At 69.0% G+C, this 18098-nt stretch carries 17 protein-coding genes and 1 pseudogene; 14 read left to right on the top strand and 4 right to left on the bottom strand.

Going from position 1 to position 18098, the window contains the following annotated elements; genetic code table 11:
- Window positions 1-118: 118 nt before the first annotated feature.
- Both CRT23_RS06920 and CRT23_RS28395 read left to right on the top strand, forming a co-directional pair.
- On the top strand, window positions 119-694 hold the full coding sequence (locus CRT23_RS06920) for a hypothetical protein (protein ID WP_103709108.1): 576 nt from the start codon (window positions 119-121) through the stop codon (window positions 692-694).
- A 339-nt stretch (window positions 695-1033) separates the two neighbouring features.
- On the top strand, window positions 1034-1186 hold the full coding sequence (locus CRT23_RS28395) for a hypothetical protein (RefSeq protein ID WP_181017274.1): 153 nt from the start codon (window positions 1034-1036) through the stop codon (window positions 1184-1186).
- A 38-nt stretch (window positions 1187-1224) separates the two neighbouring features.
- Here the strand turns inward: CRT23_RS28395 and CRT23_RS06925 are convergent, their stop codons facing one another.
- Together CRT23_RS06925 and CRT23_RS06930 are read right to left on the bottom strand one after the other, a co-directional pair.
- The gene (locus CRT23_RS06925; RefSeq protein ID WP_103709214.1) at window positions 1225-2124 is read right to left on the bottom strand and encodes a metallophosphoesterase; all 900 of its coding nucleotides are present in this window, start codon (window positions 2122-2124) and stop codon (window positions 1225-1227) included.
- Window positions 2125-2224: 100 nt separating this feature from the next.
- Window positions 2225-2695 (bottom strand): annotated as a pseudogene (locus CRT23_RS06930) (VIT1/CCC1 transporter family protein); the annotation flags it as partial.
- 357 nt (window positions 2696-3052) lie between these two features.
- Between CRT23_RS06930 and CRT23_RS06935 the strand changes: the two are divergent.
- From CRT23_RS06935 to CRT23_RS29580, 6 genes are all read left to right on the top strand, one after another.
- Window positions 3053-3829 (top strand): lysophospholipid acyltransferase family protein, encoded by a 777-nt coding sequence (locus CRT23_RS06935; RefSeq protein ID WP_103709109.1) that lies wholly within the window; start codon window positions 3053-3055, stop codon window positions 3827-3829.
- Window positions 3826-5142, top strand: coding sequence for a 3-deoxy-D-manno-octulosonic acid transferase (locus tag CRT23_RS06940; RefSeq protein ID WP_245436017.1), 1317 nt, complete (start codon window positions 3826-3828; stop codon window positions 5140-5142). Before CRT23_RS06935 ends, CRT23_RS06940 begins: the two co-directional genes overlap by 4 nt.
- A gap of 10 nt (window positions 5143-5152) precedes the next feature.
- The gene (gene lpxK / locus CRT23_RS06945; RefSeq protein WP_103709110.1) at window positions 5153-6157 is read left to right on the top strand and encodes a tetraacyldisaccharide 4'-kinase; all 1005 of its coding nucleotides are present in this window, start codon (window positions 5153-5155) and stop codon (window positions 6155-6157) included.
- A 155-nt stretch (window positions 6158-6312) separates the two neighbouring features.
- A complete protein-coding gene (locus CRT23_RS06950; RefSeq protein ID WP_103709111.1) occupies window positions 6313-9807 on the top strand; it encodes a PAS domain-containing protein in 3495 nt (1164 codons plus the stop codon).
- A gap of 61 nt (window positions 9808-9868) precedes the next feature.
- Window positions 9869-10108 (top strand): hypothetical protein, encoded by a 240-nt coding sequence (locus CRT23_RS29575; RefSeq protein ID WP_280951961.1) that lies wholly within the window; start codon window positions 9869-9871, stop codon window positions 10106-10108.
- Window positions 10090-10440 (top strand): tetraacyldisaccharide 4'-kinase, encoded by a 351-nt coding sequence (locus tag CRT23_RS29580; protein WP_280951962.1) that lies wholly within the window; start codon window positions 10090-10092, stop codon window positions 10438-10440. Before CRT23_RS29575 ends, CRT23_RS29580 begins: the two co-directional genes overlap by 19 nt.
- A gap of 532 nt (window positions 10441-10972) precedes the next feature.
- Here CRT23_RS29580 and CRT23_RS06960 read toward each other — a convergent pair.
- Window positions 10973-11881 (bottom strand): alpha/beta fold hydrolase, encoded by a 909-nt coding sequence (locus tag CRT23_RS06960; protein WP_103709112.1) that lies wholly within the window; start codon window positions 11879-11881, stop codon window positions 10973-10975.
- 280 nt (window positions 11882-12161) lie between these two features.
- Between CRT23_RS06960 and CRT23_RS27720 the strand changes: the two genes are divergently transcribed.
- Window positions 12162-12785 carry a hypothetical protein gene (locus CRT23_RS27720; RefSeq protein ID WP_146056336.1) on the top strand — a complete coding sequence of 208 codons (624 nt, stop codon included), beginning with the start codon at window positions 12162-12164 and terminating at the stop codon, window positions 12783-12785.
- A 701-nt stretch (window positions 12786-13486) separates the two neighbouring features.
- Entirely contained in the window at window positions 13487-14002 is a 516-nt protein-coding gene (locus tag CRT23_RS06965) for a hypothetical protein (protein WP_103709113.1), read from the top strand.
- A gap of 265 nt (window positions 14003-14267) precedes the next feature.
- Here the strand turns inward: CRT23_RS06965 and CRT23_RS06970 are convergent, their stop codons facing one another.
- Window positions 14268-14489: a DUF2093 domain-containing protein gene (locus tag CRT23_RS06970; protein ID WP_103709114.1), complete on the bottom strand. Its 222-nt coding sequence runs from the start codon at window positions 14487-14489 to the stop codon at window positions 14268-14270.
- A 149-nt stretch (window positions 14490-14638) separates the two neighbouring features.
- Between CRT23_RS06970 and CRT23_RS06975 the strand changes: the two genes are divergently transcribed.
- From CRT23_RS06975 to deoA, 4 genes are read left to right on the top strand one after another with little or no spacing between them, the layout of a single operon-like run.
- Window positions 14639-15094, top strand: coding sequence for a cytidine deaminase (locus CRT23_RS06975; RefSeq protein ID WP_103709115.1), 456 nt, complete (start codon window positions 14639-14641; stop codon window positions 15092-15094).
- Window positions 15087-15920, top strand: coding sequence for a purine-nucleoside phosphorylase (locus tag CRT23_RS06980; protein WP_103709116.1), 834 nt, complete (start codon window positions 15087-15089; stop codon window positions 15918-15920). The genes CRT23_RS06975 and CRT23_RS06980 overlap by 8 nt, the downstream gene beginning before the upstream one ends.
- Window positions 15917-16660 (top strand): deoxyribose-phosphate aldolase, encoded by a 744-nt coding sequence (deoC, locus tag CRT23_RS06985; RefSeq protein ID WP_103709117.1) that lies wholly within the window; start codon window positions 15917-15919, stop codon window positions 16658-16660. The genes CRT23_RS06980 and deoC overlap by 4 nt, the downstream gene beginning before the upstream one ends.
- Window positions 16657-17970, top strand: coding sequence for a thymidine phosphorylase (gene deoA, locus CRT23_RS06990; RefSeq protein ID WP_103709118.1), 1314 nt, complete (start codon window positions 16657-16659; stop codon window positions 17968-17970). The genes deoC and deoA overlap by 4 nt, the downstream gene beginning before the upstream one ends.
- Window positions 17971-18098: the final 128 nt, after the last annotated feature.

Genomic DNA, 18098 nt, shown 5'->3' on the forward strand with positions numbered 1-18098 from the left:
TGCGTGGTCCCGCCGCCCGCCCGGGACCCTGCGCGACGACCGCCACCGAGACCGTCACCAAGACCCTCGCCAAGACCGTTTTCCCGTCCGGGTCCCCGCCCCCAGGTCTGCTGCACAGATGTCCGCTGCCGCCTCCTCCATCCTGTCGCCCGTGATCGATCTCGCGCTCGCCCGGCTGCCCGTCCGTCACGGGGTCGAGGTCTCCGACCTGCGCGAGACGGAGAGCCCCGAGCGGAGCGGCAGCCAGGCGCTCGCCCTGGTGCCCGTGCCGTCGACCACGCCCACCTCGGAGCTCGGCGCCACGACCCTGCGCCTGGTCGAGCACAGCATGGAGACGATCCAGGCGCTGCACGAGCGGGTGGATACGATCTCGGCCCAGGCCCGGGACCTGATCCGCCTCACCCACCGGGAGCGGGTCGAGCAGCAGGCCGAGCTGGATCGCGCCCGGGCGGAGGCATCCGCCTGGCGGCGTCAGGCCATGGAGCTGGAGATCCGGATGCGCGAGGCCCAGCTGCGCGTCCGCGAGGCCGAGATGGCGCGGCGCGAAGCGGATCAGGCCGCCCTCGATGCGCGGCAGCGGGCGCGCTCCGCCGAGGGCGAAGTCCAGGACCTGGAAGCCTACCTGCGCAAGATCAGCGACTACCTGCAGGCCAATCTCGGCGGCGCTCCGGGCCGGCCGGCGCGCGACGCCTGACGGACGGGCGCCCCCGGGCGCGGATCCGGAGAATCAGCCGCGGCGGCGAGGTGGCCCCCGTGGGGTCCGGGAGGGGGGGACGGACCAGGCCGCCGAGCGAACAGGCTTTGCCGGCCCCGCCCTCCCCCGGCGATCATGGTGCAGCGCAAGCGTAGCCATTCGTTGAGAAGGTTCAGGGTTTTCGCGGGCCGGACTGAAATACCAAGATGTTCGCTGCGTTGCGGGATCGATTTATCAGTTCCCGGGCAGGCGAGGACTTGCGTAGTCTGAACCGACCGTTAATGTTTCCTCTCCGCCAAAATCATATCGCGTCTAACCTTTTTTGACGGGGTGACAGCCATGTCCAACGTGATTCGCGTGAAGCCGACGCATGACGGCACCTATACGGTGTACCGCGGCGAGTCCGTGCTCGTCAGCGGCCTGACCCGCCTGCAGGCGGAGCGCTACCAGGCCAGCATCGCCGCCCAGGCGAAGGTGCTCGAGGACGCCTGACCCCGACACCCCAGGGGCGGCGCCCGTGCGGCGTCGCCTCAGGACCGGGCCAGGGCCAGGGCGCCGAGATCCGCGATGATCCCGGTCTCCGTCAGGCCCCGCTCGAGGCCCGCGACGGCATAGCCCGTCGCCTGGCGCGTGATCGTATAGAGGTGGTAGCTGGCGCGGTGATGCCGGGCATCGCCCCGGGCCGATGCCGAGGCGGCTCCCACCACCGGGATCGATCTCCCCCCGGGCCCGGACACGAACGCGACGCTGCGGACGTGATTGTGCCCGTGCAGGATCAACTCCGCCCCGGCATGGGCCACCATGGCGGTGAACGCCCCCGCATCCTTCAGTTCACGCCCGGACGACGTGCCGCCGGGATGCGACGGGTGGTGGATCATCACCACGCGGAAGGGCGGCTCGGGTTCGGCCCCCAGCGTCCGCAGCAGGGCCTCCGTGGCGGCGATCTGCTGCGGCCCGAGGCGGCCGCTGGCCATCAGCGGCTTCGTGGGTACCGCCGAGGACAGGCCGATCAGGGCCACCGGCCCGCGCCGGCGCAGGTATGGGAAATGCCCGTGCGTGCCGTCGTCCCCGGCGGTCCAGGCGCCGCAGGCCAGGAGCAGGCCCTCGAGGGAGCCGCGCACGTAGGCGTCGTGGTTGCCCGGCACGAAGCTGACGGCCTCGGGTGTTCCGAGGGCTTCCAGGAACACCTTCGCGGTCGACCACTCGCTCGGCAGGCCGATGTTGCAGAGGTCGCCGGTGCAGGCGATGTGGTCGTGCCCCTGCGCCTGGAGGTCGGCCACCAGGGCGGCCAGCACCTCCATGTCGTGGGCGTCCTTGCGGCCGCGCTGCCAGTTCACGTAGCCGGTGGCGCGCTTGCTCAGGAGTTGGCGCAGGCGCGGGCGTGTCAGCGGCCCCACATGGGGGTCGGTCAGGTGGGCGAGGCGGAACATCATCCCCCAATGCGCGGTCGATGATCGGGATTTCGCGCCCCGCATCGCCCCAACCGGGGCCGGGGGTCAAGCCTCGGGCCACGAATCCGCCCGTCGCCCCTCACGCGCTGCCGATGGCGATTCCGGCGAGCAGCACCAGGGCGCCACCGAGCACGACCTGCATCGCCGCGCGCCAGAACGGCGTCGCCATGTAGCGGGTGCGGATCGCCGCGATCGCCAGCAATTCCACCACCACGACCAGGATCGCCAGGGCCGTCGCGACGCCGAAGGCGTTCGGCCAGGTGGCGGGGATCGCGTAGGGCAGCGTATGGCCGAGGCCGCCCACCGTGGTCATGACCCCGCAGACGAGGCCGCGCATCCAAGGCGTCCCGCGCCCGGTGATCTGCCCGTCATCCGAGAGCGCCTCGGTGAAACCCATGCTGATCCCGGCGCCGATGGAGGCGGCGAGCCCCACCAGGAAGGTGGCGCCGTTGCTGTGGGTGGCGAAGGCAGCGGCGAAGATCGGCGCCAGGGTGGAGACCGAGCCGTCGATCAGCCCGGCGAGGCCCGGTTGGACGTAGCGCAGGACGAAGGCGCGATGAGCCTCGGCCGCGTCGCGTGCGGCGGTCACGTCCGGGGCGTCCTGGGCGGGGGAGATCATCATCGTGCGCGTCCTGTCCTGACCGGCTCGTCTCGGGCTACATCCTTGTTTGGATCCATTCCAATCTATAACTTGGAATGGATCCAAACAAGGCGATTGTGCGCGTTTCCGGGCCCGAAACGGGGGATTCGGCCGCCACTGCGCCGTTGCGCCGGCCGCGCGATCGGAGCTAGACAGCCGGCTGCCCGTCCGGCGCGCGTCCCGGCGCGCCGTGCGGGACGGCTCCGTGGACATCCCCTCCTCGAAGGCATCGCCGGCCCATCGGCGCCGCGACGCGAAAGCGAAGTGATGAGCCTCGTCAAACGCATCGGCCGCGCGCCCGCGGTCCAGCAGGCCCTCGGCATCCTCGCGGGCGGCTACCTCCGCCTCGTGCGGCGCACCAACCGCTTCACGGTGGAGCCGGCCGCGCCGGACGTCTGGCTCGACGGGCTCAGCCCCTTCATCGCCGGCATGTGGCACGGCCAGCATACGATGATCTCGTTCATGCGCCGGCCGCACGACCGGATCGCCACGATCATCTCGCGCTCGCCCGACGGCAACATCAACACCATCGCGCTCACCCGCATGGGCGTGCGGGTGATCCGGGCCTCCGGCGCCCGGGGCCGCGCCCTGCGGGATGCCAAGGCGAAGGGCGGGGCCGAGGGGCTGCGCGCCATGCTGCGGGCCCTGAAGGATGGCGAGTCCGTGGCCTTCAGCGCCGACGTGCCGAAGGTCTCGCGCCGGGCCGATGCCGGCATCCTCACCCTGGCGCGCTTCTCCGGCCGGCCGATCATCCCCGTGGCGGTGGTGACGAGCCGGCACTGGCGCTTCAACAGCTGGGACCGGGCCTGCCTCGGGATGCCCTTCGGCCGGGGCGCGATGGTGTTCGGCGAGCCCATCTTCGTGCCGCGGGACATCGAGCCGGACGCCCTCGAGGCCCTGCGCCGGCAGCTCGAGGCCGAGATGAACCGCGTGCACGACCGCGCCTACACCCTGGTGGGACGGCCCGACCGGGTCGGACCCCACGACCGCGTCCGCCATCCCGACCGCGTCGGGGCGAGCGGCCGGGTCGGGGAACCGGCATGAAGGCGATGGCGAAGGCCCCGCCCCTCACGGCGATCCTGCGGGCCTATCGCACCGGGCTCTATCTCGGCGAGCCGGCCCTGGCCGGCCTGCTGGCCTGGCGCTCCCGCCGGGGCAAGGAGGATCCCGGACGCCTGGCCGAGCGGCGCGGGCTGCCGGGCCGGGCCCGGCCGACGGGCCGCCTGGTCTGGATGCACGGGGCCAGCGTCGGCGAAGCGCTGTCCCTCGTCGGCCTCGTCGACGGCATGATCGCCCGGGGCTTCTCGGTGCTGGTGACGACGGGCACCCGCAGCGCCGCCGACCTGATCGGGCGGCGGCTGCCGGCCGGAGCCGTGCACCAGTACATGCCCCTCGACGCCCCGCGCTGGGTCGACCGCTTCCTCGCCCATTGGCGCCCCGACCTCGCCCTGGTCGCCGAATCCGAGATCTGGCCGAACACGGTCGTCGGCCTGCACCGGCACGGCATCCCCCTCCTCGTCGTCAACGGACGGATGTCCGAGCGCTCGTTCCGGGGTTGGGCCCGCACCCCCCGCTCCGCCGAGGCGCTCCTCGCCCGCATCGCGATCTGCCTCGCCCAGACCGACGAGGATGCCGACCGCTTCCGCCGCCTCGGCGCCCCCCGGGTCAGCGTTTCCGGGAACCTGAAATACGATTCCGAGGTGCCGCCCGCGGATGGCCAGCAGCTCGCCCATCTGCGCGACCTCGTCGGCGACCGGCCGGTCTGGGTCGCGGCCAGCACCCATCCGGGCGAGGATGCCATGGCGGCCCGGGCCCATGCCCGCCTCAAGGCGCGCTGGCCGCGCCTGCTCACCATCATCGTGCCGCGTCATCCCCATCGCGGCGGCGACGTCGCCGCCTGCGCCGGGGCCGAGGGCCTGACCAGTGCCCGGCGCTCGCAGGGCGGCCGGCCCCATGGCGGCGTCGACCTCTACGTCGCCGACACCCTCGGCGAGCTCGGCCTGTTCTACCGCCTCGGCCGCATCGTCTATCTCGGCGGTTCCCTGGTGCCCCATGGCGGCCAGAACCCGATCGAGCCGACGCGCCTTCGGTCCGCCGTGCTGCACGGGCCGCACGTCCACAACTTCACCCAGGTCTATCGCGCCCTGGACGCCGCCGGCGGAGCCTTGCCGGTGACCGATGCCGACGCCCTGGCGGCGGCCCTGGACGCCCTTCTGGCCGACCGCCCCCGCATCGACGCGATGAGCCGGGCCGGGGCCGCCGCCCTCCAACCCTTCGAGGGCGCCGTCGCCCGCACCCTGTCGGTGCTCGATCCCTTCATCGCCCAGATGACCCTCAAGGCGATGGCGGCCTCGTGAGGGCCGGCTGATGCGCGCCCCGGCCTTCTGGGATGCGGATCCCGGCCATCCCGCCGCCCGGCTGCTCGGCCCCGTCGGCACCCTCTACGGCCGGCACACCGCCGCGCGCATGGACCGGCCCGGCGCCCCGGCCCCTTGCCCCGTGCTCTGCGTCGGCAACTTCACCCTGGGGGGCGCCGGCAAGACCCCCACCGCCCTGGCCCTCGCGGCCCGCCTGCGCACCCTCGGGGCCAACCCGGCCTTCCTCACCCGGGGCTATGGCGGGCGCCTCACCGGACCGGTGCGGGTCGATCCGTCCCGCCAGTCGGCCGCCGAGACCGGCGACGAGCCCCGTCTGCTGGCGCGGATCGCGCCGACGATCCTCGCCCGCGACCGCCCGGCCGGCGCCGCGTTCTGCGTCCGCGAGGGCGCCGACGTCATCGTCATGGATGACGGCCTGCAGAATCCGAGCCTCGCCAAGACGATGTCGCTGGCCGTGGTCGATGCCGGCGCCGGCCTCGGCAACGGGCTGCCCTTCCCGGCCGGTCCCCTGCGGGTGCCCCTCGCCCGGCAATGGCCGCACGTCCACGGCCTCGTGCTGATCGGAGCCGGGCCCCGGGGCGAGGCCGTGGCCGCGGCGGCGCGGGCGCGCGGTCTCCCGGTCCACCGCGCCCGCCTGGTGCCGGGTGCCGACCTGACGGGCCGCCGCGTCCTCGCCTTCGCGGGCATCGGCCGTCCCCGAAAATTCTTCGCGAGCCTCGAAGAGGCCGGGGCCACGATCGTCGCGCGCCGCGCCTTTCCGGACCACCACCCCTACGGCGCCGCCGACGAGGCCACTCTCGCGGCCGAGGCCACCCGCCTCGGCGCCGAGCTGGTCACCACCGAGAAGGACCACGTCCGCCTCTCACCCCCCTTCGCCGCCCGCGTCGGGGTGCTGCCGGTCACCCTGGCATTCGCCGATGAAGCTCCGCTCCTGGCGCAGCTGCGCAGGCTGGTCGGCGCGACCGCGATCCGGGGCCCGGACCGTCCGTCCTGATTCGGCGACCGTTGCGCCCGGGTCATGTCCCCCGACGAAACCACCGATCAAGCTGGTCACAAGAGGTTCGCTCGTGACGTGACGGTCCGCCTTCGGTAATTGTCGAAGGCATTCGTCGCCATCTGCTCGGGAGTCGCCCGCGGAAAGGACCGTTCGTGGCCTCTGTACCGGTCGACAAGACCCAGCCTGCTTTCCTCGCCGACGGCGGCGAGACCGGTCTGCTGATCGGCGCGCGGGATTGGTCCGGGACCGCGCTCGGTCCGATCGCGGGGTGGCCGACGCCCCTGAAGACCGCGATCGGCATCATGCTCACCGCGCCGAGCCCGGTGTCGATCCTCTGGGGGCGCGACCGCATACAACTCTACAACGACGCGTATATTCCGATCGCGGCGGGTCGGCACCCGGCCGCGCTGGGCCGACCGGCGGCGCGGAACTGGAGCGAGGCCTACGACACTTTCCTGGGTCCTCTCCTCGACCGGGTCTTCGCCGGCGAGACGGTGCGGATCGACGAGCACGCGGTGCTGCTGCGGACGCCCTCGGGCCTCACCGAGCAGCGTTACTTCAACGGCAGCTTCCAGCCCCTGCGCGACGAGGCCGGTGCGGTGGCGGGCGTGTTCCATTCGCTCTCCGAGGTGACGGGCAACAAGGCGGCGGCGGAGGACCAGCGCCGGGCCGAGCAGGCGCTGCGAGACAGCGAGATCCGCTACCGGCAGATCGTCGAGGGCGCCGAGGACTACGCGATCGTGCGCCTCGACGATCGCGGGATCATCACGACGTGGAACACCGGCGCGGAGCGTCTCACGGGGTTCACCGAGCGCGATGCGGTCGGGCAGCCGGGCGACATCCTGTTCACGCCCGAGGACCGGGCCTCGGGCCGGGCCGACGACGAGTTGAGCCGGGCCGCGCGCGACGGGCGCGCGCTCAACGAACGCTGGCACATGCGCCGGGACGGCAGCCGGTTCTGGGCCTCGGGGCTCATGATGCGCCTCGACGCCGACGGCGGCAGCTATCTCAACATGTTTCGCGACCGGACGTCGGAGCACGAGGCCGAGGCGGCCCTGGCCGCGGAGGTGGCGGCGCTCGGGCGGTTGCAGGAGATCAGCACGCGGCTGGTCAGCGACGAGGCGCCCCAGGCGGTCTACGACGCGATCCTGACCGCCGCCGCCGACCTGATGGGCTCCGAATGCGCGAGCATCCAGATGCTGGACGCGGCGGGGGACCTCAAGCTCCTGGCGCATCACGGATACGACCCGCGCTCGGCCGCGTACTGGCAGACGGTCGACGCCGAGTCCGAGAGCACCTGCGGCATCGCCATGACCACGGGCGAACGCGTGATCGTGCCCGACGTGGAGCTCAGCGGCCTGGCGCACGAGAGCGGCGACCTCCGGTCGTACCGCTGGTCGGGGATGCGGGCGATCCAGACGACGCCCCTGCTGTCCCGCGCGGGCAAGCCCATCGGCATGATCTCGACGCACTGGAAGCGGCCGCACGTGCCGCCGGAGCGCGACCTGAAGCTGTTCGTCGTGCTCGCCCGCCAGGCGGCCGACGCGATCGAGCGGACGACGGCGCAGGCCAAGCTGCGCGAGAGCGAGGCCCGGCAGGCCTTCCTGCTCTCGCTCTCGGACGCGATCCGCCTGCTCCGCACACCGGCGGAGATCGCCTCCACGGCGGCCGAGCGTCTCGGCGAACGCTTCGGCCTGAGCCGGGTGTTCTACGCCGAGTTCTTCGGCAGCCTGATGCGGGTCGAGCGCGACTACACGCGGGGGGTCGAGTCCCTGGTGGGCGAGCACGACCTGGGGGCGTTCGGCCCCGACCTGCTGCGCGCCTACCACGATCGCCCCATCGTCAAGGTCGACGACGTCCGCACGGACCTGCGCTTCAGTGACGGCGCGCGGGCGGGGCTGCTGGCCCGGCAGGTCGGCGCCTACCTCGACGTCGTGCTGTACGAGAACGAGCGCTGGGTCAGCCTGCTGGCCCTGCAGAGCGCCCGGCCCCGGCGCTGGAGCGCGTCCGAGGAAGGCCTGTTCCGGGAGGTCGGCGAGCGCGTGAAGGCCGCCATCGAGCGGGCCCGGGCCGAGGACCGGCTGCGCGAGCTGAACGACACCCTCGAGCGGCGGGTCGACGAGGCCCTGGCCGAGCGCAACATGCTCGCCAAGCTCGTCGAGATGACCGACATCATGATCATGGCGGTGGATCTCGACTACACCATCCTGGCCGTGAATGCCGCCAATGCCGACGAGTTCGCGCGCCTCTACGGGGTGCGTCCGAAGGCCGGCGACAACATGCTCCGGCTGCTCGACGGCCAGCCCGAGCACCAGGAGCAGGTGCGCACCGGGTGGGCGCTGGGCATGCGCGGCGAGCCCGTGACCTTCGTCGAGGGCTACGGCGAGCCGAGCCGGGCGCGGCCCTGTTACGAGGTGAACTTCCGCCCGCTCCGCGACGAGAGCGGTCGGCAGGTCGGCGTCTACCAGTTCGTCACAGACGTGACGGACCGCCTGCGTCGCGAGGCGCAACTCGCCGAGGCCCAGGACGCCCTGCGCCAGTCGCAGAAGATGGAGGCGATGGGCCAGCTGACCGGCGGCGTCGCGCACGACTTCAACAATCTGCTGACGCCGATCGTCGGTTCGCTCGACCTGCTGCAGCGCCGGCAGCTCGGCGGCCCGCGCGAGCAGCGCCTCATCGCCGGGGCGATGCAATCGGCCGAGCGGGCGAAGACCCTCGTCCAGCGCCTGCTGGCCTTCGCGCGGCGCCAGCCGTTGCAGCCGGTGCCCGTCGACCTCGCGAAGCTGGTCGCCGGCATGGGCGAGCTGGTCGCGAGCACCACGGGGCCGCAGATCAAGGTCGTGGTCGAGGCCCCGGAGGATCTGCCGCTGGCGAAGGCCGACCCGAACCAGCTCGAGATGGCACTGCTGAACCTCGCGGTGAATGCGCGGGACGCGATGGAGGACGGCGGCGGCACGCTGCGCATCTCGACCCGGCGGGAAGACGTCGCGGCGGGGCATCGGACCCAGCTGCGACCCGGCCGCTATCTCTGCCTGTCGGTGGCCGACACGGGCTCCGGCATGGACGAGGCGACGATCGCCCGCGCCGTCGAGCCGTTCTTCTCGACCAAGGGCGTCGGCAAGGGCACGGGTCTCGGCCTGTCGATGGTGCACGGCCTCGCGTCTCAGCTGGGCGGCGCCCTCGCGATCCAGAGCCGGCCCGGGCTCGGCACCCAGGTCGAGCTCTGGCTTCCCCAGAGCACGGAGGAGCCGCAGCCCGCCCGGCCGGCGGCCGGGACGTCCGCCATGCCGGCGACGCGCGGCACGGCGCTCCTGGTCGATGACGAGGAGCTCGTGCGGATGAGCACGGGGGATATGCTGAGCGATCTCGGCTACGCAGTGGTGGAAGCCAACTCCGCCGAAGCGGCGCTGCGCCTGCTCCACGCGGGCGGCCCTTTCGATCTGCTCGTGACCGACCACATGATGCCGGGCCTCACCGGAACCGACCTCGCCCGCCAAGTCCGGACCCTCAAGCCCGGCATGCCCGTGCTGCTGGTCTCCGGCTACGCCGAGCGCGGAGGCGTGGACCCGGACCTGGCCCGCCTGACCAAGCCGTTCCGCAAGGACGAGCTGGCCGCGAGCCTCGCCCAGCTCATGACGGCGCACTGACGGATCGGGGGTTGCGCGCGGCGTCCCCGAGGGCGCCGACCTCATCGTCAGGGATAGCGGATTGCGGAGCCCGGGTTTGGCCGAGGCGCTGTCGCGGGCCGTGGTCGATGCCGGCGCCGGCCTCGACCACGGGTTGCCCTTCCCGGCCGGTCCCCTGCGGGTGCCCCTCGCGCGGCAATGGCCGCACGTCCATGGCCTCGAGCTGATCGGGACCGAGCCCCGGGGCGAGGCCGTGGCCGCGGGGCGCGGGCGCACAGCCTCCCGGTCCACCGTGCCCGCTTGGTGCCGAGCGCCGACCTGACGGGCCGCCGCGTCCCCGCCTTCGCGAACCTCGGCCGCCCCCAAAAATTCCTCGCGAGCCTCGAAGAGGCCGGGGCCACCCTCGCGGCGACCCGCCCCTACCCGGACCACCACCTCTACGGCCCCGCCGACGAGGTCACCCTCGCGGCTGAGGCCTCCCGCCTTGGCGCCCACCTCGTCACCACCGAGAAGGACCACGTCGGCGTCTCACCCCCCTTCGCCGCCCGCGCCGGGGTGCTGCCTATGACACTTGCGTTTGCGGATGCGGTGGCCGTTGCGGGGGTTGGATGTGGGTGTGGTTGCGTAGCGAAGATTGGGAGAGTGCTAGGGTAGAATCGTTTGCCTGACACTTATTTCGATCTTCGGTTCAAAGCGGACATTCCGCTTACGACCCGACACGGTCGTTCAGATCGCCGTCCGACGTTCCCGAAAGCAGTCACTCGTCGGCCGTCCGGAAACGTCGGCTCCGGGTGGGGAGCGGAAGGTAGGCGTTAGTGTCCGGGTCATCTGATACGGCTCCTGAGAAACAGGGAGAGTCAGGCGCTATGGGTCGCGCAATTTTCTTGACGAAGATCGCAACCGATACGGGGAGGTTCGTGCTGGTTGGGATCGCCTGCGCAGTAGGCATGATGGTGTCTCATGAGCCCGGCTCGGATACCTTCATACTCAACTGGTCTACGGCGAAGCTCGTATCAGGCATTCTTGGGGGCGTGATCTCTGCCTCGGTAGTAGGGATCATTCGATGGCGCATGTGGGCTCGTTCTCACCCTGATGCTTTGCGCTAGCTGTTAGTTCGAAAAGTCTGCAAAGGGTGGGAAGCGGGCCCTGGCCTTGCGTCCGTAAGCAGACGTTCCGCACCCGACCCTTAGCGGTCTTTCCTCGACCGTCTCACAGTGGTCGAGAGAGCTTCGATAACACCATCGGCAAGGGGGCGATTTGAAGCCTGATAAGCCGCGATGTTCGCAACTCGGTCGTCGGATGCCACTGTTTTGAGGACGTGGTTGGCGTCTGGGAGCAGGACGATGTCAGCGTCCGGACGCGCATGGAGCAAGCGTTCGGCATCCGCTCGGCTGACTTGGATGTCGCGAAGGCCCTGGAGGATCAACACCGGTCCCGCATAGGCCGCAATGAGCTTGGCAGGATCGAGGGCGAAAATGCTGATTAGGAAGCCCTGCACCTCTGGCTGAAATAGAGGGCGCAAGGCGGGGTGAATGTCTGCGGCCGCGACGCGCTGTCCGGTCTCCAGGCGCGCGATGGCACCCTCGGCTTGTTCGCGGATCGGTGCGTTGGCTGGGTTTGCGGCAAGCTGTTCGCGAAGCACATCGCTCGGTCTGCGTCCCGTCGTGGCGACAAGGAGGAGACCGCAGATATTCTCGGCCTGCTGGGCCGCGACCAGGGCCGCCAAACCACCTTCACTATGACCCAGCACCCATACGCATGGAGCACCCATCTTCTCGCGGATCGTGGAAGCCCACGTTTGGATGTCGGCGGCATAGTCCTCGATGGTGACGGCGTTGGCATCCGCAATCGCACGGGCGCTTCCGAACATGCCTCGCTTGTCGATGCGCACGCTCCTGATGCCGCGCGCTGCCAGCCCTTCAGCGATCAGGCGGTAGGTGGATGCCTGGACACCCAACGGGTTGTTACCGTCGCGGTCGGTCGGCCCTGAACCTGGGACAATCAGGACAATCGGGGCATTGGGATCGGATGGCCCGAGCGCAATCCCAGAAAGTGCTCCGGCGGGGCCAGGAGCTTGTATCTCATGGGTGGTCATAGGCGCGGCCTCTGTTTTCCAACCACTGATGGATACGAGGCTAATCAGGAGATAGCTCCTACCCGTCTTCCGCATCGTCACACCGTAGGGTCCCAGATGAACAGACGGCTGAAATATGTCTGCTATCTCCTAACCAGACGGTTTGCTGCTCACCCATCCCGGTCGTAGGTTTCTGGCTCACCAAGCAGCCCGCAAGCGGACGTTCCCCGCTTCCGTGAAGGGTGAGAAACGATCACAACGTTGGTTGCGTAAAGCGGGCACCTCAGGTTCACTCCATAGAATGAACCACATAAGCATCCCAGGGCCGTTCAAGTTCTCGCACACCTATAATGTGCCACCCATCAATGTGAATTTGCCCATGGTGGTGTCCGCACAGGTGGTTACCTTGGTGCTTAAGGCCATCCTATCAGCGGTAGTTGGCGCAATCTTCCTCGGTTCGGGTGCTCTGTTTCTTTGGGCCACCAAGTTCGATGAGCGCTTTCAATTAGCGGGTCCGATAATAGTATTCGTGGCTGTGGCGATAGCTGGCTCTGTGTGCATTGGCTCTATGGTGAAATGCATCCACCTTGCTTGGAATCCCAAAGATCAGTTGGACATCACAGCGGAAGGTGTGCGCGACAGGAGGCAGGATGTACATGTGGCATGGACGAACGTGCGCCATATGAGTGTGAAATCGAACAAGCATGGCTGGTCCATTGTTCAATTGCACCTTCATCAACCAGTTGAAATCAGGTCCAGATTATTCGAATTTTACTTTCATTTAATCAACCGGGAAAGCGGGCGACGCGTCGATATAGATATCATGTCACTCAATGAGCGGCGGTACATTTTGGTTCACACCATGGGCGCGCTCGTCCGACACTGTGGAGGCACCACTGATGAACTGACTCAGTGGGAAGCGTAATGAAGGGAAGTGATAGATCACAGACTTATCGGATACACCAAGTATACTTATGATAAGTCGAGATGTTTAGTCGTGAGATTCCAGACGGCAATTGATCTAGTCTTAACAGAACCGACGCGCCCGGCCGGGAGGGTACCCCCTGAGGGGGTACACCCCCTTTTTCAATTTTTACGCGTTCGAGATAGTGCAGAAACAATTTTGAGGCATTTTCAAATGCCAATTCTGCTTACAGTTCCGGGCGATTATCATAAAATATCCTGCGTAACGGGTAGAATACTGCGTATACTTCATACGATATAATCAAAAAAGCTCCGCAGAGATAGGAAATACTAAAAAAATACTTTAAAAAATGATTTGGGTAAATGCGCATAAGCAAATCTACCCAAAGCAGCCCGAGTATAAAGGCGGTAAGATAAGCAGTCAGCGCTGCTATTGCTGCTGAAATCGTAAAGACGACGATATGAGCGACGCCGCGCATCATCATGCCCTGTAAGTCTTAGCCCTACTCATACGCTACTCTCGATCCACCTTCACCATCTCGGTCACCGCCAGGTCGATAATCTCCCCATCATCCGATGCCGCTTCCGCTTTCGATTCATTGCAGACATGCGAAGCGAACTTGATCGGCTATAACGTGCTGTATCGGGACCAGAGTTAGCGTGATCCAGGTAACGCCCCCTTCGCTAAGTAGCGGACGCACAATGGCCGTGCTGCTCATCGTGACGGGCCTTGCGATCGGCTTGGCCCTCGTCGTGTATTGGGCTGCTCTCATCTGGCGTGCGCCGTCAGAGGACGAGGCCCTTCGGCTGTCCGTTTCCCGCACCGGAGCCACGACCTTAGCAATTGCTTTCGCCATCGACCCGAGCCTTTGCAGCCTGAAAGGTCGTGGATGGTTCAGTGGCGGCAAGGTGAGGTGCCATGATGTCCCCTTGCACCTCTTCAAGGACCGTAAGGTGTGCGACTGCGAAGGGCTCCGCTGCCAACCTGAGGCCGACAGCTACGTGGAGTGTGTCAGTTACGAGTGGGACACCGACATGCTCGCCAACCCATCGAACGGCATCTCCTCCAGCCGCCCGTACGATTCCGTTTCGACAGGCTCCCGCTTCTGCAACAAGGGCTGGACGCCGGATAACGTTCGTCGCCGATTTGCTGAGCTTGGTCTCACACCGGTTTCGGAAACGGTCTTGAACTGCGTAGGACACATGCAAAGACGTTGAGGGTCCGCCTTCCACCCGTCCCGGCCGTAGGCCACTGCCATACCGAGAGCCTGCAAGCGGACTTTCCCAGCTTCTGCAATGGGTCGTGACCGGGCACGACGGTGGTGTCTGCTTCTCCCAACTCTCGCCCGAAAGCAGACCGTCGCAAACCCACCCAAACCGGTCGTACAAAATAATTAAACTATAAGTCTATACGGATATTAGCATCTATCGGATGGATACTTCCAAAGCGTCTTCAGCCGACTTTCCAATCCGGTAAAATCCCCTACTCCGGTCGTCCGGTCTCGGCGAGGCGCTGCATCGCTGCCTCGGGGCTGGCATAGGCCTCCTGCCGGGTCGCGCTCCAGTAGCGCAGGGCGTCGAGGGGGATCGCCTCGCCGGTCACGGCGCAGCGCACGAAGCTGCCGGGCTTGATCACCCGCATGGTGCCGTCGCCGTACTCCACCACCGCCTCGCCGGAGGCTCCGCGCTCGAAACGTCCCAACATGGTCCCTCGCCTCCCGGGTCTGCCCCCGCTCGCCCCGTCTTAGGAGGCCGGGGGCGCGCTGTCGATGCGCTCGCCGCGCCGGCGCCGGGCCTCGACAGCCCCGCCACTTGGTGCCTAAGTCGCGCGATGCCGCGCCGTGTCCCGCCCCGATGACCCTGGCTCCCCCGACTCCGGACATCCTGACTCCGGACCTGTCCCGCCTGTTCGACGCCGCCCTGGCGGCGCAGGGGCGCGCCTACGCCCCCTACTCGCGCTTTCCCGTCGGCGCGGCGCTCCGCGACGAGGCGGGCGCCCTCCATGCCGGCTGCAACGTCGAGAACGCCGCCTACCCGGTGGGGACCTGCGCCGAGGCCGGCGCCATCGCCGCCATGATCGCCGCCGGCGGCCGGCGCATCGCCGCGCTGCTGGTCCTCGGCCCGGGGCCCGGCCTCGTCACCCCCTGCGGCGCCTGCCGGCAGCGCATCCGCGAATTCGCCGGTCCGGCAGTCCGGGTCCACGTCGCCGACGCCACAGCCCTCCGCGCCTCCTTCAGCGTCGGGGCCCTGCTGCCCGACTCCTTCGGCCCGGACAACCTGGGCACCGATCCCCGGGGGCCCCATGCGTGATTTGGAGCCGGGGATCCAGGCCGCCGCCGGTCTGCTGCGCGCGCAGGGGTTCGGCGGACCGTTCGCCTGCGCGATCGTCACCGGCACCGGACTCGGCGGACTCGTGCGTGACCTCGACACGACCCTCTCGGTATCCTACGGGCAAATTCCGGGGTTTCCGGCCCTCGGCGTGAGCGGCCATGGCGGCCGCCTCCATGCCGGGCGTCTCGCCGGACGCCGGGTCCTGGTCTTCGAGGGCCGTGCCCACGCCTACGAGACCGGCGACGCCGCCGTGATGCGGGTGCCGCTCGGCGTCGCGCAAGTCCTTGGGGCGCAAGCGCTTCTCCTCACCAACGCCTCCGGCTCCCTGCGGCCGGAGGTCGGCCCCGGCAGCCTGGTGGCGCTCACCGACCACATCAATCTCTCGGGCCTTAACCCGCTGATCGGCGAGGCCAGCGACGCCCGCTTCGTGCCCATGGTGGGGGCCTACGACGCCGAGCTGCGCGCCCATCTCCTTGATGCGGCACATGAATCCGGCGTCGCTCTGCACCAGGGCGTCTACGCCTGGTTCTCCGGACCGAGCTTCGAGACCCCGGCGGAAGTCCGCATGGCCGGCCGCCTCGGGGCCGACCTCGTCGGCATGTCGACGGTCCCCGAGGTCATCCTCGCCCGCTTCTACGGCCTGCCCGTCGCCGCCCTGTCCGTCGTCACCAACCTCGGTGCCGGCCTCGACGGCGGCGATCCCCGCCACGCGGAGACCAAGGCCGCCGCCGCCCGGGCCGGGGACGCCCTCGCCCGCCTGGTCGCCGCCTTCGTCGCCCGCCTGCCCGCGAGTGCCCCCCGATGACCGACGACGCCTCCCTCGCCCGGCGGGCCCTGCCCCTGCTCGACCTCACCGATCTCGGCGAATCCTGCTCGGAAGCCGCCATCGACACGCTCTGCCGCGACGCCCGGGCGAGCGCGGTCGCCGCCGTCTGCGTCTGGCCGCACTACGTCGGCCGCGCCGCCCGGCTGCTCGCCGGATCGCCGGTGCGCGTCGCCACCGTCATCAACTTCCCCGCCGGTGGCGACGACATCGAGCGGGCGGTGGAGGATACGACCGAAGCCCTCGCCGACGGCGCCCACGAGATCGATCTCGTCCTGCCTTATCGCAGCGTCCTCGCCGGCGAGACCGGCACCGCCCGCGCCATGCTCGCCGCGATCCGCGACGTCTGCGACGGTGGCCGGCTGCTGAAGGTCATCCTGGAGACCGGTGTTCTGGCGACCCCGGATGCCATCACGGCCGCGAGCCGCCTCGCCATCGAGGCCAGGGCGGATTTCCTCAAGACCTCCACGGGCAAAAGCGCGGTTTCCGCGACCCCGGAGGCCGCCGAGGCGATGCTCTGCGCCATCCGCGACCACGCCGCGGGGCAACCCGTCGGTCTCAAGGTCTCGGGCGGCTTGAAAACCGTCGCGGATGCCGGCACTTACCTCGCCCTCGCGGATCGGATCATGGGGCCGACCTGGGTCGCGCCGCGCACCTTCCGCCTCGGCGCCAGCAGCCTGCGCACGGCGCTGGTCGCGGCGGTCGCGGAGGCTGGGCGATGAGGCTGCCCCAGGAAGTCATCCGCACCAAGCGGGACGGCGGCGCGATCCCGCCGGAGGAGATCGCGGACTTCATCGCGGGCCTGACGGACGGGCGGGTGACCGAGGGGCAGGCCGCAGCCTTCGCGATGGCGGTGTTTTTCCGCGGTCTTTCGTGGTCGGAGCGTGTGGCGCTGACGCGGGCGATGACCGAGTCCGGCACCGTCCTGCGCTGGGACCTGCCCGGGCCGGTCCTGGACAAGCACTCGTCCGGCGGGGTCGGGGACGCGGTCAGCCTCGCACTCGCGCCGATGGTCGCGGCCTGCGGGGGCTACGTACCGATGATCTCGGGGCGCGGGCTCGGGCATACCGGCGGCACCCTCGACAAGCTCGCGAGCATTCCCGGCTACGATGCGATGCCGGGGCTCGCGCGCTTCCGGACCGTGACCGCCGACGTGGGCTGCGCCATCATCGGGCAGACCGACGACCTCGCGCCTGCGGATCGGCGCCTCTACGCCATCCGCGACGTGACGGGCACCGTCGAGTCCCTCGACCTGATCACCGCGTCCATCCTGTCGAAGAAACTCGCTGCCGGTCTCGACGGCTTGGTGATGGATGTGAAGGTGGGCTCGGGCGCCTTCATGGCCGAGCGCCGTGAGGCCCAGACCCTCGCGCGGAGCATCGTCGATGTCGCGGGTGGGGCGGGCCTGCGTACGGTGGCGCTGATCACCGACATGGACTCGCCCCTCGCCTCGGCCGCGGGGAACGCCCTGGAGGTCGCTTACACCCTCGACTATCTCAGTGGGCGCTCGCGCGAGCCGGCCTTCCACGCCGTCACGCTCAGGCTCGCGGCCGAGATGCTGGTGGTCGGCAGCCTCAGTCCCGACATCGGCGACGCCTCCGCGCGCCTGGAAACGGCGCTAGCCTCGGGACGCGCCCTCGAAGTCTTCGCCCGGATGGTCACTGCGCTCGGCGGCCCCGTCGATCTGGTCGAGCGGTCTGCGCACTACCTGCCAGCGGCGCCCATCACGCGCGTGGTCGTCGCGAAGACGGACGGCTACGTCACCTCGATCGCGACGCGAAACTTGGGACTTGCAGTGATCGGCCTCGGTGGTGGGCGGACCCGTCCGCAGGACAACGTCGACCCCCGTGTCGGCCTCACCGGACTGCCTCGTATCGGAGCCAAGATCGAGCAAGGCCAGCCTCTTGCGATCGTTCATGCCGCTGATGCAGCATCTGCCGACAGGGCCGAAGCTACTCTGCTGACGGCCTACCGCATTGACACGGTGCCCCTGAAGCCAACGCCCGCGATCTTGGAACGAATTGCCGATTAGTTAGTCCCCTCTACAGGGAGAACCGAGGGATGTAAGAAGGCGCTCAGAAGTCGTGATGTCCGCCACCGTGATTTCGGTGTTGACTCCACTCCTAACCGCGGTGGTGCCCCCAGCCATAATGCCGGCGG

This window comes from Methylobacterium sp. V23, assembly GCF_002917135.1.
Lineage (GTDB): Bacteria > Pseudomonadota > Alphaproteobacteria > Rhizobiales > Beijerinckiaceae > Methylobacterium.